The sequence below is a fragment of the Polynucleobacter sp. GWA2_45_21 genome, assembly GCF_001830325.1.
Classification (GTDB): Bacteria; Pseudomonadota; Gammaproteobacteria; order Burkholderiales; family Burkholderiaceae; genus Polynucleobacter.
The window spans coordinates 64,599-82,426 of sequence record NZ_MHZG01000002.1 but is presented as its reverse complement, the minus strand read 5'-3'; the positions used below and the strand labels follow the sequence as shown (position 1 = coordinate 82,426).

At 45.5% G+C, this 17,828-nt stretch carries 21 protein-coding genes; 11 read left to right on the top strand and 10 right to left on the bottom strand.

The window, feature by feature from the left end; all coding sequences use genetic code 11:
- The gene (locus tag A2X74_RS04240; RefSeq protein WP_293624638.1) at positions 1-477 is read left to right on the top strand and encodes an amino acid permease; all 477 of its coding nucleotides are present in this window, start codon (positions 1-3) and stop codon (positions 475-477) included.
- Complete coding sequence (locus A2X74_RS04235; RefSeq protein WP_293624640.1) at positions 425-1,309, top strand: APC family permease; 885 nt, start codon at positions 425-427, stop codon at positions 1,307-1,309. The genes A2X74_RS04240 and A2X74_RS04235 overlap by 53 nt, the downstream gene beginning before the upstream one ends.
- Here A2X74_RS04235 and A2X74_RS04230 read toward each other — a convergent pair.
- Positions 1,306-3,225 carry an ATP-binding cassette domain-containing protein gene (locus A2X74_RS04230; protein ID WP_293624642.1) on the bottom strand — a complete coding sequence of 640 codons (1,920 nt, stop codon included), beginning with the start codon at positions 3,223-3,225 and terminating at the stop codon, positions 1,306-1,308. The genes A2X74_RS04235 and A2X74_RS04230 overlap by 4 nt on opposite strands.
- Positions 3,226-3,326: 101 nt before the next feature.
- Here A2X74_RS04230 and A2X74_RS04225 point away from each other — a divergent pair, with 101 nt between their 5' ends.
- On the top strand, positions 3,327-3,923 hold the full coding sequence (locus A2X74_RS04225; protein WP_293624644.1) for an ATP-binding protein: 597 nt from the start codon (positions 3,327-3,329) through the stop codon (positions 3,921-3,923).
- 61 nt (positions 3,924-3,984) lie between these two features.
- Here A2X74_RS04225 and A2X74_RS04220 read toward each other — a convergent pair whose 3' ends face one another.
- The 3 genes from A2X74_RS04220 to A2X74_RS04210 form a co-directional block, all read right to left on the bottom strand.
- Entirely contained in the window at positions 3,985-4,611 is a 627-nt protein-coding gene (locus A2X74_RS04220) for an OmpW family outer membrane protein (protein WP_293624646.1), read from the bottom strand.
- A gap of 177 nt (positions 4,612-4,788) precedes the next feature.
- Entirely contained in the window at positions 4,789-6,204 is a 1,416-nt protein-coding gene (gene hemN / locus A2X74_RS04215; protein WP_293624648.1) for an oxygen-independent coproporphyrinogen III oxidase, read from the bottom strand.
- A gap of 19 nt (positions 6,205-6,223) precedes the next feature.
- Positions 6,224-7,834: an NAD(P)/FAD-dependent oxidoreductase gene (locus tag A2X74_RS04210; RefSeq protein ID WP_293624650.1), complete on the bottom strand. Its 1,611-nt coding sequence runs from the start codon at positions 7,832-7,834 to the stop codon at positions 6,224-6,226.
- An 89-nt stretch (positions 7,835-7,923) separates the two neighbouring features.
- Here A2X74_RS04210 and A2X74_RS04205 point away from each other — a divergent pair, with 89 nt between their 5' ends.
- Together A2X74_RS04205 and A2X74_RS04200 are read left to right on the top strand one after the other, a co-directional pair.
- A complete protein-coding gene (locus A2X74_RS04205; RefSeq protein WP_293624652.1) occupies positions 7,924-8,472 on the top strand; it encodes a YaeQ family protein in 549 nt (182 codons plus the stop codon).
- On the top strand, positions 8,469-8,891 hold the full coding sequence (locus A2X74_RS04200; RefSeq protein WP_293624654.1) for a putative toxin-antitoxin system toxin component, PIN family: 423 nt from the start codon (positions 8,469-8,471) through the stop codon (positions 8,889-8,891). Before A2X74_RS04205 ends, A2X74_RS04200 begins: the two co-directional genes overlap by 4 nt.
- Here the strand turns inward: A2X74_RS04200 and A2X74_RS04195 are convergent.
- Entirely contained in the window at positions 8,875-9,891 is a 1,017-nt protein-coding gene (locus A2X74_RS04195; protein ID WP_293624656.1) for an LLM class flavin-dependent oxidoreductase, read from the bottom strand. The genes A2X74_RS04200 and A2X74_RS04195 overlap by 17 nt on opposite strands.
- A 33-nt stretch (positions 9,892-9,924) precedes the next feature.
- Here A2X74_RS04195 and A2X74_RS04190 point away from each other — a divergent pair, with 33 nt between their 5' ends.
- Genes A2X74_RS04190 through A2X74_RS04180 form a run of 3 tightly spaced genes read left to right on the top strand, consistent with a single transcriptional unit; the run spans position 9,925 to position 10,775 of the window.
- Positions 9,925-10,146, top strand: coding sequence for a hypothetical protein (locus tag A2X74_RS04190; protein WP_215387492.1), 222 nt, complete (start codon positions 9,925-9,927; stop codon positions 10,144-10,146).
- Between the two features lie 21 nt (positions 10,147-10,167).
- Entirely contained in the window at positions 10,168-10,371 is a 204-nt protein-coding gene (locus tag A2X74_RS04185; protein WP_293624658.1) for a SlyX family protein, read from the top strand.
- A gap of 56 nt (positions 10,372-10,427) precedes the next feature.
- A complete protein-coding gene (locus A2X74_RS04180) occupies positions 10,428-10,775 on the top strand; it encodes a phage holin family protein (RefSeq protein ID WP_293624660.1) in 348 nt (115 codons plus the stop codon).
- A 3-nt stretch (positions 10,776-10,778) separates the two neighbouring features.
- On the opposite strand, the gene A2X74_RS04175 is transcribed toward A2X74_RS04180, so the two are convergent.
- The gene (locus tag A2X74_RS04175) at positions 10,779-12,608 is read right to left on the bottom strand and encodes an AsmA family protein (protein ID WP_293624662.1); all 1,830 of its coding nucleotides are present in this window, start codon (positions 12,606-12,608) and stop codon (positions 10,779-10,781) included.
- A gap of 72 nt (positions 12,609-12,680) precedes the next feature.
- Here A2X74_RS04175 and A2X74_RS04170 point away from each other — a divergent pair, with 72 nt between their 5' ends.
- Positions 12,681-13,028, top strand: coding sequence for a zinc ribbon domain-containing protein YjdM (locus A2X74_RS04170; RefSeq protein WP_293624663.1), 348 nt, complete (start codon positions 12,681-12,683; stop codon positions 13,026-13,028).
- 52 nt (positions 13,029-13,080) lie between these two features.
- Here A2X74_RS04170 and A2X74_RS04165 read toward each other — a convergent pair whose 3' ends face one another.
- Positions 13,081-13,302 carry a YdcH family protein gene (locus tag A2X74_RS04165; RefSeq protein ID WP_293624665.1) on the bottom strand — a complete coding sequence of 74 codons (222 nt, stop codon included), beginning with the start codon at positions 13,300-13,302 and terminating at the stop codon, positions 13,081-13,083.
- 229 nt (positions 13,303-13,531) lie between these two features.
- Here A2X74_RS04165 and A2X74_RS04160 point away from each other — a divergent pair, with 229 nt between their 5' ends.
- Positions 13,532-14,422, top strand: coding sequence for a hypothetical protein (locus A2X74_RS04160; RefSeq protein WP_293624667.1), 891 nt, complete (start codon positions 13,532-13,534; stop codon positions 14,420-14,422).
- A gap of 11 nt (positions 14,423-14,433) precedes the next feature.
- Here A2X74_RS04160 and A2X74_RS04155 read toward each other — a convergent pair whose 3' ends face one another.
- Complete coding sequence (locus A2X74_RS04155) at positions 14,434-14,703, bottom strand: hypothetical protein (RefSeq protein WP_293624669.1); 270 nt, start codon at positions 14,701-14,703, stop codon at positions 14,434-14,436.
- A gap of 131 nt (positions 14,704-14,834) precedes the next feature.
- On the opposite strand from A2X74_RS04155, the gene A2X74_RS04150 reads away from it, so the two are divergent.
- Positions 14,835-15,143 carry a hypothetical protein gene (locus A2X74_RS04150; RefSeq protein WP_293624671.1) on the top strand — a complete coding sequence of 103 codons (309 nt, stop codon included), beginning with the start codon at positions 14,835-14,837 and terminating at the stop codon, positions 15,141-15,143.
- Here the strand turns inward: A2X74_RS04150 and A2X74_RS04145 are convergent.
- A complete protein-coding gene (locus A2X74_RS04145; RefSeq protein WP_293624797.1) occupies positions 15,134-16,129 on the bottom strand; it encodes an extracellular solute-binding protein in 996 nt (331 codons plus the stop codon). The two genes, A2X74_RS04150 and A2X74_RS04145, sit on opposite strands and share 10 nt — an antisense overlap.
- Before the next feature lie 122 nt (positions 16,130-16,251).
- Complete coding sequence (locus tag A2X74_RS04140; protein WP_293624673.1) at positions 16,252-17,808, bottom strand: iron ABC transporter permease; 1,557 nt, start codon at positions 17,806-17,808, stop codon at positions 16,252-16,254.
- Between the last annotated feature and the right edge of the window lie 20 nt (positions 17,809-17,828).

Sequence of the window (17,828 nt, the reverse complement as noted above, 5' to 3'; positions counted from 1 at the left end):
TTGAATTCAGGCTTACTCAAACGGAATCCTAAGCAAGCCAAGGACATTAGTCTTTTTTCTGCGACCGCACTCGGTATCGGCGGGATGATGGGTGCAGGTCTTTACTCCCTCTTAGGTTTAGCGAGCTCACATGCTGGCACTCACGTGCCACTAGCCTTTCTGATTGGGGCCATCGCAGCCTCCTTCTCGGTGTACTCTTACGCAAAACTTGGCGCCACTTTTCCGAGCAGTGGTGGTGCAGCGACCTTCACAGTCATGAGTTATGGCCCTGGAATTATTTCTGGCGGCATTAATCTATTTCAATACATTGCCTACCTCATTGCTGCCGCTTTATACGCAGCAGGTTTCGTTGAATACACCAATACCATCTTTGGGGGGCGACCTCTCCCCCATACTGCTGAAATGCATTACCGCAGCAATCATCTTGATTTGTACTTTCTTAAATCTTTTGGGGCCAAGTTTGGTTGGCAAGGCTGAGACATTTGCAATTGGTCTGGTTGTGATTAGCCTTCTTGTATTCTCAGCCATGGGATTTCATCAGGCAGATTTCAAAAGCTATCACATGGCTGGCGGTTCGATTGAAGGCATTGCAGTGGCTGCAGGCATTCTCTACATTAATTTTCAAGGCTTCGGGGTAGTGACTAATTCTTCATCAGCCATGAAGAGTCCACAAAAAGAATTATCTCTTGCCATGTTTTCAGCGCTGATCTTGGTGACGATTGCGTATCTAGCAGTGAGTACGGCAGTTGTATTGCTCATGCCCTTAAACGTTATGCAAGTGGATAATGGCCACGTGCTTGCTGATGCTGCAAAAATCGTGGCAGGTAAACTTGGCTTTATTGTTATTAGCATTTCCGCCTTACTGGCCTGCGCTGCAGCAGTCAATGCCACTATTTTTGCAGCCTCCAATATCGCAGCAGACCTTACAGAGAAACATGAAGTCTCTAGCGCCCTAGGAAACTCCGTGCTGAAGAGCAAGCTACGTGCACTTACCGTCTCCTCCGTTGGCGTAATTATTCTGGCCTTACTATTCCCGCTAAGTGAAGTAGGTCAGATGGCTAGTCTGGCGTTTCTATTGGTTTATGCCGTTGTGAGCTACGGACATATTCGCGTACATAAGCAGACAGGGGCTAGCCCTAAAATTTTGTGGTGCGCAATTGCAATTAATCTGAGTTTATTCACTGCCCTACTAATTAATACAATCAAGACCGCACCATCGAGTGCCATTGCCCTGCTAATTGCTCTTGTAGCATCTTTTGGGCTTGAGGCATTTTCACTGCTCAAATCCAAGCAGCATAAATTAGATTAAGACTCTGAACGACTTAAGAGTAATTCCCAGCGCTGTAACTTAATATCGAGATCGGCAGTAATTTCAGATAAGCGTGCTTGCATGCTGGCCGCTAATTCAGGCTCGTTCTTATAAAGGTCTGGATTACTCATCGCAATACCAATATCCGCCTGCTCCGTCTCTAGCGTCTCGATTTGCAAAGGCAATACCTCAAGCTCCTGACGCTCCTTGCCATTGAGCTTTTGCACGCTGCTTTTTATAGCCACAGGCTTAGCTTCAACTTTTGGTTCGACCTTTAGCTCTTGTTTCGGCTCAGACTTAAGGCCACCACTGGCGGCACGAATCTTATCTGAGCGCGCTTTCTGGATCTTCCAATCCTCGTAACCACCTTCATACTCACGCCAGAATCCATCACCCTCATTAGCAATGATGCTGGTGACTACGTTATCCAAGAAGTAACGATCATGACTCACTAAAAACACAGTGCCTTTGTAGTCCTGCAATAACTGCTCAAGCAAATCGAGAGTATCGATATCCAAGTCATTGGTTGGCTCATCTAAAACCAAGACGTTTGCAGGACGAGCAAATAAGCGTGCCAACAATAGGCGGTTGCGCTCTCCACCAGACAATGTGCTGACTGGTGAATTGGTGCGCTCAGGTGCGAATAAGAAATCACTTAGATAGCTCTTAACATGCTTCTTATTGCCATTAATTTCAATCCACTCACTACCAGGGCTAATGTAGTCCTCTAGCGAAGCATTGAGATCTAAGCCTTCGCGCATCTGGTCAAAGTAGGCTACCTCAATGCGTGTGCCCATGGTTGCCGTTCCAGAATCTGGCGCAATTGTCCCAAGTATTAATTTAAGAAGCGTAGTCTTGCCAGCACCGTTAGGGCCAAGCAGACCAACCTTATCGCCACGCAAAATGGTTGCCGTGAAATCCTTCACAATCGGACGATCGTAAGATTTAGAAACATTCTGCAGATCAGCAACAATCTTGCCGCTTCTATCTCCAGCAGACACTGCTAGCTTGACCTGCCCAACCGCATCACGTCTTTGTGATCGAGTGGTACGCAGTGCTTCGAGGCGCGCTATACGGGCAACGCTGCGAGTACGTCTTGCCTCAACCCCTTTACGAATCCAAACCTCTTCTTGAGCGAGCAATTTATCCGCACGCGCATTGGCCAAAGACTCAGAATTCATTTCCTGATCTTTTAATACCTCATAGGCCGAGAAATTACCTGGATAGGTGCGCAAGATGCCGCGATCGAGTTCAACAATTTGCGTACAGACGTTATCCAAGAAGGCGCGATCATGGGTAATCAAAATCACCGAGCCTTTGTATTCCTTGAGCAAATCTTCCAACCAAGAAATCGAATCCAAATCCAAATGGTTAGTAGGTTCATCTAATAGCAAGACATCTGGCATTTCTACTAGAGCACGCGCTAAAGCAACACGCTTCTTAGTGCCGCCCGATAGTGTATTGATCTTGACCTCAGCCTCTAAATGCAAACGATCCAAAGTCTCATGAACGCGCTGCTCCCAATTCCAGCCACTTAAGGCCTCTAATTGGGATTGCACTTCATCAAGACGATGGTGGGCGGCATCGTCCCACTCTCCTATGCTCAGAGCTTCATATTCTTCGCGCAGAGCCTTGGCTTGGGCCACACCCTTAGATACCGCATCAAATACAGTCTCCTCAGCCTCAAAAATAGGCTCCTGAGGAACATAGGCAATACGGAGGCCTTGCTGATATTGCAGCAAGCCATCATCCATTTTTTCTATGCCGGCTAGAATCTTCAGTAAGGAAGATTTACCAGTGCCATTTCGGCCAATTAAGCCAACCCGCTCCCCAGATTCCAATGAGAAAGCAGTATTTGCGAGGAGGTCAACGTGGCCAAAAGCCAGTTTTGCATCAGTGAGTACGATTAAAGCCATGGCGACATTATCGTCACTTCACTCAAAGTGGTGATATTTCCAATAAACATGGGATTGAGAAGTAGAATTTACCCAGGCAATACACCCAAATAAAGAGATAAATGACCTGTAAGCTCAGTCCTAGCGCACCACGACTTATCCTCTTTGCCGGACATGCTGGCACTGGTAAAACCACTTTAGCAAAAAAGGCACTTCCCCTCATTGTGGAAAAGACGGGCGAGAGCTTTTTCTTTTTAGATAAAGATACGGTCTATGGCGCTTATAGCGCTCATGTCATGGAGCTCACTACCAATAACCCCAATGATCGTGATAGCCCCTTCTATCTTCAAAACCTCAGGGATTGGGAATACGCAGGCCTCATCGCCATCGCCAAAGAAAACCTCCAGCTGGGTGTCAACGTCATCCTGGTAGGTCCATTCTCAAGTGAAATCCAAAGTGGCCGAATGTTCAATCCCGAAGAACTAGGAGTCCCCAGCGTATCCAGCATCAAAATTGCCTGGATAGATCTCGATGAAAGCGAAGCAAAGCATCGTATGGAAAAGCGCGCAGACCCTCGAGATGAATACAAACTCAAACACTGGGATCAATACACTAAACGCAGATTGAATCCTCCAGAGCATATTGCAATACAGCGCTTCGATAATCTACATTTTGATGAAGCCAGATTTGAGAAGCTAATTGATCACTTGATTCAGTAAAGAGTAGACAAAAAAATAGAGCCCCTAAGGGGCCCTATCTCAAGAACTAAGAACTGAATTCTTAGAACTTGTAAGTCACACCAACGGCTGGCATCCAAGGATTTAAAGTCAACTTACCGACATTTGCCCCATTAGATGTATCCGTTACGTTTGTAGACATTGTTGCGTATTTAAGGTCAACGTTTAAACCCCAATTTTTATCAAACATGTAATCCATACCAATTTGACCTACAGCGCCAAAACTAGAGTTATCTACAGAAAATGCACCATTACCCAAGTTGTTGCGACTGCTGAAGATTGTATAGTTCACACCAGCACCGACATATGGCTTAAATGCACCAAAATCTGTGAAGTGATACTGCAACAGTAGTGATGGTGGCAATGCTTTAATCGTACCCAACTTATTGCCACCCACGTCAATTTGAACGGTTTGTGGATAAGTCAATACCAACTCAGCAGCGATATTTTTAGTGAAGAAATATGAAATATCGAGCTCAGGAATAATTTGATCTTTTGCTTTTACATTGGCGCCTTGAACAACGCTACCTGACTGACCATTAGTCCAAAGTAAATCAACAGCACGGACACGAACCATCCATGGGTTCTCGTTTGAAGATTGAGCTTGAGCGGCGATTGGAGCTAATGAAGCTACTGCTGCCATAGCGGCTACTAGAGTTTTAATGCGCATGTTGTACCCCTTTTCTGTTATCAATTCGATGAATCTATTTTCAAATTGAAGATGGTGCTGTAATTTGATGCAAATCAAATACAGAGGCTGCAGAAATTTATTCTTGGTTTTAAACCAACACTATTTTGATGAGTTTTTGATCTAGATCAAATCGATCAATTTTTGATGCTTATTTGATCAAAGCACTTTGGAATAAGTGCCCTTAGCTTGAAATTCCCTCAGATGACGATCGAAGGTCATTGCCACACGTCGAGCCAAGAGTCGGCCTTTGATAGGCACAACCATCTCGGCACCCTGCCACTCAAGAAGGCCAGCCTCTTCCAGATGCTTTAACTCTTCAATCTCTGTCTTGAAGTAACTTGGGAAGTCAATGTGATGAGACTTGGCAAATAAATCCGTATCCAGTGCAAATTGGCACATTAACTCACCGATTAATTCACGGCGCAGTAAATCATCCTTGTCTAATTGCAGACCTCGGAGTGTGGGCAGATGGCCATCATCGATTGCTGAGTAATACTCGTCTAGTGTGCGGACATTTTGTGAGTAGCTATCATCAACCTTACCAATCGACGAAATCCCAAAAGCCAAGAGATCGCACTCAGCTTGTGTGGAATAGCCTTGGAAATTTCGATGAAGCTTGCCTTCTGTTTGCGCAATCGCCAATTCGTCATCTGGCTTGGCAAAGTGATCCATGCCAATAAAGACATAGCCAGCTTCGCCTAACCTCTCGATCGTGTTTGACAAGATATCCAACCTGTCCGCAGCTCCAGGCAAGTCTACCTCAGCAATTCTGCGTTGGGGTTTAAAGATGTGGGGTAAATGTGCATAGTTGTAAACCGAGAGGCGGTCAGGACTCATCTTCAGAACAGCATCAACAGTCTCCTTAAAAGTCTCTGGAGTCTGTTTCGGCAAGCCATAAATCAGATCAACGCTTCTGGATTTAAACCCATACTTCCTAGACCAATCCATTACTGCCTGAGTTTCTTCAATGGTCTGCACGCGATGCACTGCTTGCTGTACCTCGAGATTAAAGTCTTGAACACCAAGACTGATGCGGTTAAAGCCTAACTCAGCCAATAAGGCAATATTGGCCTCAGTGACTCGTCGTGGATCAATCTCTATCGAGTATTCGCCGCCAGGAAGTAGGTCAAAATGCTCGCGAGTGTGATGCATCAACTCAATCATCTCTTCGTGAGATAAAAATGTCGGTGTACCCCCACCCCAATGCAACTGGGTTACTGGTATTTTTTTCTGGGCACCCATGGCAGCACAAACCATTGCCATCTCTTTAGCCAAATACTTAATGTATTTAGCACTGCGACCATGATCTTTAGTAATGATTTTGTTGCAACCACAGTAGTAACAAATATTGGGGCAGAACGGTAAATGGAAATACAGGGATAGCGGCTCATCGACCTTAGCTACGCGTTGTAATGCCCCCAAATAATCAGACTCACAAAACTCATTGTGAAAGCGATCAGCACTAGGGTATGAGGTATAGCGCGGGCCATTGATATCAAACTTCTGCAATAACTCCGGATGAAAAAGTACTTCTTTTTCATTTTGCTTGGATTCAGAAATTACAGAGCTCATCGAAAATCAGCTTATGGAATCATTGAGAAAGATAGTCAAGTGCGACCGCTTCTGCCACTTTAATCCCATCAACCCCTGCCGACAAGATACCGCCCGCATAGCCAGCACCTTCACCCGCAGGATAAAGACCTTTGACATTTAGGCTCTGGAGATTTGGGCCTCGAGTAATTCGCAAAGGAGATGAAGTACGCGTTTCAATGCCGGTTAATACCGCATCTTTCATTGAAAACCCCTTAATCTGCTTTTCAAATGCAGGGATCGCCTCACGAATTGCCTCAATTGCATAAGGAGGTAAGGCATCAGCAAGGTCCGTCAGGTGAACGCCGGGCTTATAAGAGGGTATTACGGAACCAAAGTCTGTAGAGGCCTTACCAGCGAGGAAGTCACCCACCAATTGGCCTGGGGCCTCGTAAGTGGACCCGCCCAACTCATACGCTTTAGACTCCAAAGCCCTCTGAAATTCAATGCCCGCTAGTGGACCACCGGGATAGTCTTCCGGAGTAATGCCAACAACAATTCCTGCATTGGCATTACGTTCATTACGGGAGTACTGACTCATGCCATTTGTCACAACACGATTTGGTTCAGAAGTGGCAGCAACTACCGTTCCACCGGGGCACATACAAAAGCTATAGACTGCACGACCATTCTTGGCATGGTGAACTAACTTGTAATCCGCAGCTCCAATAAGCTCATTACCAGCGTGAGGACCTAAGCGTGCTTTGTCAATCAAGGATTGTGGGTGCTCAATTCGGAAGCCTACTGAAAAAGGCTTTGCCTCCATATACACGCCTGCTGCATGCAATGCCTCAAAGGTATCGCGAGCACTGTGCCCAAGGGCTAGCACTACGTGATTAGCAGGCAAATCTGGATGCCCCTCAATTTTGACTCCAGTAATCCGATCATTCTGAATATCAAAACCAATGACTTTCTGAGAAAAGCGAATCTCTCCACCTAATTCAATAATTTCTTGGCGCATTCTTTCAACAACGCCAACTAGACGGAAAGTGCCAATATGCGGCTTTGCTACATACCGAATTTCTTCTGGGGCACCTGCTTTAATAAATTCGGCAATGACCTTACGTCCATAAAACTTGGGGTCTTTAATTTGGCTATAGAGCTTGCCATCAGAAAATGTACCTGCCCCACCCTCACCGAACTGCACATTAGATTCTGGATTAAGGACATTCTTACGCCATAGAGCCCAAGTATCTTGGGTTCGCTCGCGCACAGGTTTGCCACGCTCCAATACGATGGGCTTAAAGCCCATCTGCGCTAACACTAAGGCAGAAAAAATTCCGCAAGGGCCAAATCCAATGACAACAGGACGTTCAAAGTTTTGAGTCTTAACTTGGGAGGCATTGGCTACAAAGTGATAACTGGTATCTGGCGATGGCCTAACGTGCACGTCGTTCGCAAACTGCTTCAGCAATTTTTCTTCATTCTTTACCGATAAATCAACGGTATAGATAAAGGCAAGAGCCACATTTTTTCTGGCATCGTAGCTACGCTTAAAAACGTCAACCTGAATCAAGTCTTGAGCCTGAATATTCAAGCGCTTCAAGATTGCCTCCTCCAATGCTTCAGGGGCATGGCTAATAGGCAAGCGAAGTTCGGTAATACGGATCATGGGACTCTACGATACACAGTAAATCAGGGTAATTTTCTAAATAATACTGGGAGATCTGGTCTACCCCCTTTAAAAGGCGATAATGCGCCATGGCTCTACGCGCAACTATCCACAAAGCCGACCTCCACGTCGCAGACTCTGACCGCCACTATTACAGCAGTCATTCCCTCACTATTGCCAAGCATCCCTCCGAAACCGAGGAGCGCATGATGGTCCGCATCATTGCTTTTGCCCTTCAAGCTCAGGAAGATCTGGTCTTCACTAAAGGCTTAAGTGATACCGATGAGCCTGACCTCTGGGTTAAAGATCTGACGGATGCCATCAAGCTTTGGATTGAAGTCGGTCAACCTGATGAACGACGTATCCTCAAAGCCTGCAGTCGATCAGATCAAGTTATCGTCTATTGCTATGGCGGACACACTAGCAAAATCTGGTGGGATGGAATTGTGAATAAATTCACTCGTGCCCGTAACCTTCAGGTGATCTCGATTCCTGCGGAGCAGGCCAATGAACTTAACAAGCTAGTCGAGCGCAGCATGGTTCTGCATGTCAATGTTCAAGATGGGGAGGCTTACGTTTCTTCAGATATGGGGCAAGTTACTATCACCCCAGAAATCTGGCGCAATCAACAGCAATGAAGCCAGTAGTTTTAGACACCAACATCTTGTTAGATGTTTTTGTCTTTGATGACGAAAGGGCCGCCAATCTCAAACAGGCGATTATGAATGGGGGCACTCCAGTTATCGCGAGTCAAAAGACATTGTTGGAGTTTGCTGATGTCATCTCTCGCCCGCTCTTTAAACTTGACAGCGCAGCTCAAGCAAGCATTTTGACTCAATGGCAATCTATCGCACAGCTATACGATGATTCCAATCTAGCTAGCGCGCCTTGGAAATGCGAAGACCCCGATGATCAAATCTTCTTAGATCTAGCTTATCAATTAAGACCATCGATACTCATTAGCAAAGACAATGCAGTACTGCGCATTGCCAGTCGAGCCGCTCAAGAAAATATTTTGATTACCAGCGACTACAACGCCTTTAGGCCTGAGAGCTAAAGCGCAATTCCTTGGCCGCTTCAGCGGCAATCTCAAATGATCTCAAGCGGGCTTGATGATCGAATATTTGCCCAGTGATAATCACTTCGTTAGCACCCGTTTGATCGAGCCAATACTGCATCTCTTTTCTGATTGTCTGCATAGATCCAACTGCGGAGCAGCGCAATGCATGAGCGGCAGTAGCTTTTTCGTGAGCCTCACAAAAGTCATCTAAATTTTTAATCGGTGGCGGCAATTGTCCGCGAGTATTGCGGCGCATACGAATCACGTTTTGCTGCAAGGTCGTGAAAAGGTAAGCAGCCTCTTCATCTGTATCGGCAGCTACTACATTCATCACAAATGCACTGTTCGGCTTAGCCAGCTTATCGGAGGGTTTAAATAATTCACGATAGGTGGACATTGCATCAACAAGCTGCTCAGGGGCAAAGTGTGAAGCAAAGGCATAAGGCAGGCCAAAGTGAGCTGCCAATTGAGCACCATACAAACTGGAGCCCAATATCCAAATTGGTACTTCGGTATCTGCCCCGGGAATAGCCTTTACAGACTGCCCCTCCTGAATAGGGCCAAAGTAATGTTGCAACTCTCGTACATCCTGCGGAAAGCGATCATCACTTCCCAATAAATCTCGACGTAAAGCTCTGGCCGTCATTTGATCGGTTCCAGGCGCACGCCCTAAGCCCAATTCAATCCTTCCTGGGTAAAGTGACGCTAGTGTGCCAAATTGCTCTGCAATAACCAATGGAGCATGGTTTGGCAACATCACCCCACCAGAGCCAACCCGAATGGTTTTTGTACCACCAGCAATATAGCCAACCAAGACAGCGGTAGCAGAGCTAGCATTGCCGGCCATGTTGTGATGCTCAGCCACCCAATAGCGGGTATATCCCAAAGCCTCGGCATGCTGGGCAACATCCAAGGAATTGCGCAAGGCATCTGCAGCAGTAAATCCCTGAGGAATGGGAGATATATCTAGAATGGAGTACGGGACAGAATTTGTCATTCGTAAATCATACCGAGAAAGTACATACTTGACATGAGTAAACCAAAAATGGCAGACGCTGATGACGGCCTCTTTAAGCCAGGTAGCAAACTAAGGCATATTAAGACAGGCGGATTTTATAAAGTAGTGCTGCTTGCTAACGTAGAAGCCAATCTTGAGCCAGCCTACGTCTATGAATCTCTCCAGTCGCATGACTTTTGGATCAGACCAAAAGCGGAGATGGAAGATGGTCGATTTGAATTGATCGATGCCTAAGCTAAAGATAGAGGAAATGAAATGACTGAAGATCGCATAACCAACCTTGAAATTAAACTTAGCTTTACTGAAGATTTGATTGATCAACTAAATCAAACTATTTACAAGCAACAGCAGCAGATTGAGTTTTTATATCGTGAACTAAAGTCGATTAAAGAGCAGGCCAGCGGTGGAGATGGTGCAAGCAATACCAGCCCTAAAGATGAAGTTCCTCCACACTATTAAAGCCCTGATAATATTTAAGGTAAATATTACAGTTCATTTAAAAAAGGATGTTTGTTATGGGCAACTTAGTGCCGTTTTTAGTTCAGTGGGGTTTAACATCCCTATCCCTCTGGGTCGCCAGCTACCTTTTTAGTGGATTACGCTTCGCAGATGGCGGTTCACTACTCATCGCCGCCCTGCTGCTTGGCTTTGCCAATGCCATAGTGAAGCCTTTATTAATTCTCTTCACGCTACCTCTCACCGTCCTTACCATGGGGCTCTTTTTGTTAGTAGTGAATGCCTTAGTGTTGATGCTGGTCTCTGCTGTTGTGAGTGGCTTTACGATCTCCAGCTTCTGGACCGCATTCTTTGCTAGCATTTTTATTTCTCTATTCAGCCTGTTTATCAGCGGCTTACTGTTTTAAGAATTACTCCGCCCCAGGGTAAATATCAGACCAGGGGTGGAGCGCATCTCGGCAGGGGTGAGATTTTGAAGTCATTGATTTAGCATTCTCCGCCAAAATACTGACACCACCCGTTAAGAATCCAAGCCCAATTGAAACGGCGCTATTGACGACCCCGGCCTGGTTAATACCCGCTTTAGGATTGGTTAGTGTGCCACCCATCTTTACCAAGCCTGCTAAATCAAGACCGCTAGTGAGACCTGATTTTTCTCGTGGATCAATTGTGAGATTAACCGCTTCAGTTTTCAGATTGATCGAGCCAGCCAAGACTGCATCTAGCCTATCCGTTTCAAGCCCAACCGTATTGGCTATATTGATCAGACCATTATTAATTGGTAGGTAGGCAACCGCACACTCCAACACCGTATCGCTCGTTTTTTTACGCAGGGGATTCATAGAGTCTAATAGTGTGACTACGAAATCACCGGCATCATTTAAAAAATTGGTTCCCATGCGAGCTTGATTGATACTCAACTGAATCTTGCCACTTGAATTAGCCGCGAACTGATGAAAACTGTTTCCTGAAGTTTTGACATCAAATGCCAACTTCATGCCACCACCACTCACTTTGGAGCTTGGATCAAGCCTGGCCAATAAATCCTCTAGCGTGAAATCTTTTGTCACACCTTTTGCTGCTAATGTAGGATTTGCAGTGTTGGTCTTTGAGAGATTCACCTGCAAATCAGCGCTACCCTTCCCTATCTGAAATCTGAGATTTGGGATATCAATTGCACTGCCATCCAACTGCAAAGTAGCCTGGAGATTTTCGATTGGTTTGCGCTTTGGTAAACCCAACTCAGTAATATCTATGACAATTTTCCCCTTGGCCTGCGGTATTGCCTCAAAAGGAATGATCTCATCACTAAATACATATCTGGACTGTGGCTTTTGGGCTTGGCGCACTGCTGGCGCTGGCTGAGCGCCACCCACAGCCTGAGGAGCGGAATTAGTCGGCGCATCGAGAGTTGGCCAGCCAAATGACTTTGAGCTTAAGGCCAAATTAATCGAGGGCATGGCTTTTGGAGGCTTGACGATCTCGCCCTTAATCAATAAAGATTTGCCATTCATATTGAGAGCTAGTTCCAGCGGGAACTTGGTTAATGCAATATCCCATTGTTTGAATAACCCAGAAAGTGGGCCTGTTTTACCACTTAGCCCAATAGCCTGCCCTTGAGTCTGCATGTCCAGGGAGATGACTGTTTTATCGCCACTCTCTGCCAGCGACATCCGTTTAATTTGGTAGCTTGAGATTGGCTTAGCAGCATCTTGATACTGAATTAGAGCGTCCACAACAGAAATACTATTCATGTAGATCAAATTATTACCAAGCGAAGAAGTATCCGTAGCGTCATTACCAGAAGCAGAAGCAGAAGCGGGAGCAGCGCTAGACATTTCTGCATTCATATCCCAATTTTCTTGACCAGATGGACTTCTTTGGAGAAACAGTTCTAAGCCGGCAAGTTTCACACTGCCAATCTCAATACGCTTACTGAGTAGCGGTAGAGTTTTAACATCCAACTCGATCCGCTTGAGAGTGAGCATTTCTGGCTTGGATGCCCAAGAGGCATTACTCAAACTTAAGCGCTCCGCTGTAACAGAAATTCCCGGAAAAAAACTCAAGGTCACAGGACCGCTGATTTTTAAATCTCGTCCAGTAGCTGCCTTCACTGAACTGGAGAGCAACTTCGTTAGTTGAACTGGATCTACTGTGGAGCTTGCATACCAAGCCCCCAATATCAACAGGAGGATGATCCCGCCCAAAGCGCTGATGATGATCTTGATTGATTTACTCATTGTCAGTCGATTCTAAATTACCCTGCTCGCTGTCGACTAGAATAGATGAATCTATTTTTAACTAAGATCCCCATGAATACCACTGCCAACCTTCCAAAATGTCCAGCCTGCCAGGAGGATATGACCTATCCTGACGGTGAGAATTTTGTTTGCGCTCAATGTGGTCATGAGTGGCCCATGGCAGCTAGCGTTGAAGAGGATGAAGGCACCCTCATCGTAAAGGATGCTAATGGCAACTTACTAGCTGATGGCGACACCGTAACCCTGATTAAGGATCTCAAAGTAAAGGGGTCATCAACCACCCTCAAGGTTGGAACAAAGATTAAGGGTATTCGCCTGGTTTCTGGCGATCACGAGGTTGACTGCAAGACAGAGGCTGGCAATATGTTGCTCAAAGCCTGCTTCTTAAAGAAGGCGTAGTTCTAAACAAAAGACCATCAGACTCAATACGAGCTCCGATGGTCTAAAGCTATTAAGAAGTAGCGCTAGCCTTTTTCAGGACTGTATACAGCTGATCCTTGAGTAAAAGCTTTTCCTTTTTCAGGGTCTCAATTTCTTCGGGGGTACTGGGTTCGGTATGTGCCTCCATTCTCTGAATCTTTTGATCCAGATGGTTATGCTTATCAAATAAATGAGAAAAGTGACGATCTGATGTTTTCAGCTTAGTAATTAACTCGCGATATTCAGGGAACATAGATTCTCTTTAGGTTGAGGTTATTCATAACTGCCACTCCAGTGTAGCAAGTTAGCAGTCAAATTCAAGTTCCCCACCCCTCTTCAATACAACTAAAAAACAATTAGGTCTTGACCCTTGATATTGCAAGGTAAATCCCCATATAGGTATCAGCAAAAGTGGGTAGAACTGAAGTAATATCCACTTGTGCACCAAGCACATTAACTACCAATAGGAAGGGTAATAGACCATGGCTACAAAGAAGTCTCCAGCAAAAAAGAAAGTAGCTACTAAGGTGGTAAAAAAAGCCCCTGCAAAGAAAGCCGTTAAAAAAGTTGTCGCTAAAAAAGCGGTAGCCAAAAAGGCCGTAAAGAAGGTAGTGAAAAAACCAGCAACTAAAAAGCCTGTCGCTAAAAAGACGACTGCTAAAAAGCCAGTAGCTAAGAAAGTGGTTAAAAAAGTAGCGGCAAAGAAGCCGGCAGCTAAAAAGCCTGCCCCAAAGAAAGCTGCCAAGAAATCACCTAAGGCGGCTGCGCCAAAGAAACTGAAAGTCGATCAATACGGACTTGAAGAAGATGATGAGTTCTATGGCTTGTACTTTGCCAAATCAACCAATAAGGGTTTAGTTGAAGTTAAACCTTGCACCTTCTCGCTGATGTACTGGTGGAAAGGCCTGCTTGGCTACCCTGACATGATCGATATCTCCAAAGATAGCAATACAGCGATGTTGCAATTTGAGTCTACCTTTGGTGGTGGCGATTCCGGTGAAACTGAATTGACAGAAAAAGATGTGTTTGATGTGGACCACATTATTGAAGTGGATGAACAAGAGCAACTAGTTTCACTCTACTCTTACGTGCCTATTCCTGTACCAGAAAAGTTAATTGGTGCATTAGGTCTCTCTACTCTGAATATCAATCCAGAAACCCGTTATGGCAGCCTCGAGATCTGCTCCACAGATAACGAAGAAGGTGAGAATGAACACTTCCTACGCTATCGTGCTGCAACGTATTTGCGTGGCGTGAAATCAGGCAAGGTTGAGGCCATTGAAAGCATGGTTACCAACGGTTCAGAGTTCTTCGGACTCGCCTTAGATGCAATGTGTGTGAATAAGTCGATTAAGAAATGGTTGCTTAGCTAAGCTGCCGCACCTTAATAGTTAGTACACACAAAAATGTAGGTCATAGGAAAGCGGTCGTTCACCGTTTTACGAGATTCGACAATAGTGGCGCCTCGCTTTCCTAGTTTTTTACACTCTTCCACTGCGGCTGCCTGAGCCTCAGTCTCCTTAGCGGATTTAGGAGCATGCACCCCAACCGCTCCATCCGACTGTCGATAAACCCCAAACTCGCTTGGCGGTGTTGAGCAAGCCAATAGAAATAGACTAAGGCTAGACACCAAAATCTTTAGGGGAAGTTTCATGGGCTTACATCCTATATCAAATAAATATTGAATCATTCTAACGAGCTTTCATAAATGAATGCCTTAAGCAGGCTAAGTGAATTTCAATTAGGATTGAACTTATTCCAACATCAATCTACCGAAAGATCGCTATGCAAGTATTTGCCATCAATCCCCTCACAAAAGAAATCCATGCTGTGGAAATCGCCGATACAAAAGAGGCGCTTCAAGAACTCATTGGTTTTAGCACGATCGATTCAGATGAAATTGATAACGGTGATCGACTCTTCTTTGATGAAGAATGCTTCATCAGGCAACAGGGCAATGTGGGCCGCTTTAAAGTCGATAGTCTTGCGCCGGTTGCCGGAATTGGCGTGATCGTTAACAGTCAAGATGGCAAGACCTTTCAGTCTGCCATCATCAACGCCGAAGAATTACTAAAGCGGGTAACTTATTTGTAACCCACCCTATCGAGCAATCTTTGGGCGGCAATTTGGTTTTTACCAATAGCCGCAACAGAAATGTTTTCAGCCTTAAAAGGTCCTAACATTTTTAGCCCTTCATTTTCAATCTTCACTGACTTCACTACAGGCCACTCGTTATTGCCATTGGCAAAATATTCTTGCGCTGAATCGCTCGCTAGATATTCTAGGAACTGGATAGCGGCTTGTGAATGAGGTGCATTCTTGGCCACGCCACCACCTGCAATATTGATGTGCGTACCAGTAGTTTTCTGATTTGGCCAAACAAAACCAATCTTAGCAACGATGGCTTGATCTTCTGGCTTAGTGGAACGCAGGAGCCTCACTAAGTAATAAGAATTGGTTAAGGCTACGCCACACTCGCCAGATGCAACTGCTTTGATTTGATCGGTATCGCCACCCCTTGGAGGGCGCGCCATATTAGCCACCATACCTTTGGCCCACTCTTCTGTAGCAGCCTCCCCACGACGCTCAATCATGGCTCCGATCAGTGACAGCATGTAAGGATGAGCACCTGAACGTGTACAGACCTTACCTTTATTCATCGGCTCAGCTAATTTCTCATAGGTGTCCACATCTTGCGGGTTTACCTTAGCTTTGTTGTAGACAACGAGACGAGCTCTAGTTGAAAAACCAAACCAGGTTGATCCGTCAGCGTCAGGCTTAGATCGCAAATTAGCCGGGATACGACCCTCTAAATACTTCGAATGTATTGGCTTAAAAAAGCCATCAATTTGTGCGCGCCAGAGTCGAGCTGCATCTACCATCAAAATAACATCTGCCGGACTATTGGCGCCTTCACTTTTGAGCCTCTCAGCTAGGGCATTGTCATCAGCCTCAATACGATTAATCTTGATCCCCGTCTTTTTAGTGAAGTCACTGTAAAGCGCTTCATCGGTTTGGTAGTGACGAGCCGAATAGAGATTTAATTCTTTAGCATCCTGGGCATGCACTGGCAAAGCCATAAAAAAGCTCAGAACCAATGTGGTTCTGACTAGGAATTGGGATATTGATTGACTTGCCATTGTTGTATTTACGATCAGAATTAGAATAAATCTAATGTATCACAAATACGAATGATTATCAATTAAGATTTAGAAATCACCCTGGAAAGCAATAAAACCGGGAAAAGCCCTACTAAAACAATCGTTAAGGAGGGTAAAGCCAGCTCAGCAAGGCGCTCATCGGCCGCCAATTGATAGGTGGCCACAGCCAAAGTATCAAAGTTAAAGGGGCGTAATAGTAGGGTTGCTGGCAACTCCTTCATCACATCCACGAAGACAAAGAGGCCTGCTGTAATGAGGCTCCGCTTTAGCAAGGGTACGTGTACCCGCCTCAAAATCCGTCCTTTAGACAAGCCTAATAGAGCCGCCGAAGCATCCATAGATGGAGTAATGCGGGCAAGCCCCGCCTCCACACTTTGCAAGCTGGAGGATAGAAAGCGCACCAAATAAGCGTAGACCAGAACCAGCATGCTCGCAGACATCCACCAAGCAAGCTGAAAAATTTCTAGAAAAGAAAGGATGCCGATAGCCAGTACTGCGCCTGGGAGTGCATAACCAAAGCCAAGTAATCGATTGACCCAGCTTAAGCGAGCATTCATCCTCACCGAGTAAGCAAAAAATACTGCAAGTACAACTGAAATAACTGCAGTCAACACCGAAACAGATAAAGAATTACTCAACCAATCTAGATATCGAATATCAATTGTCAGGCCTTGCTTAAAGAGTAATTGCACAAGTGCAAATGCTGGCAGCAAGAAGCCGCACAAGAGCGTAGCACCACAAAATGCAAATGCAAAAAAGGCTCTCTTACCGCGCAAAGACTTAGCCAATGTCTTACCTCTTGATGAAGAGGCATAACGCAATTTAGAACGGCTACTTTGCTCAATAAAGAAGATGAGCAAGACAAAACTCAATAGGCCCAAGGCTAGCTGTACCGCAGCTATACGGTCACCAAAAGAAAGCCAAGCCTTAAAGATGCCCGTTGCAAAGGTCTGTACACCAAAGTAAGAAACCGCTCCAAAATCAGCCAAGACCTCCATGAGTGCCAAGGCCATGCCGGCGAAGATGGCTGGTCTTGCCATAGGTAGCACTAACTTCATAAACCCTTGCAAAGGACTGTAGCCAAGCGTTTCTGAAACCTCAATCAATCGACCGCTACGCTCTAGAAATGCAGTACGAGTAATGAGGTAGACATAGGGAAAGAGGCAGAATGAAAACGACCAAATAGCCCCACTCAATGAACGCGGATCCGGAAAGAACCATAGCGACTCCATTCCCAGCATGCTACGAAGACCACTTTGTATCGGCCCAGAAAACTGCAGCAGATCTACAAATAAATAAGCCATGACGTAAGTAGGGACAGCCAAGGGGAGAATTAAAGCCCACTCAAATATTTTTTTACCCGGAAAATCATAGCTAGCGATGATCCAGGCATTACCTACACCCAGGATAAATACCCCTACCCCAACACCGAGTATGAGTACTAAGGTGGAGGCAATATATCCACCCAACACAAAGTTCCACAAATGACTCAGGGTGCCGCTGGCTAATAAATCACTTCCCGGAAATAGGAATGGCGCTGCCAAGCCAAATAGGGGCAAAAATAACAACAGGGCAAGCGGCACCACAATACGATTCATTCGACCCACAATCCGTTTAG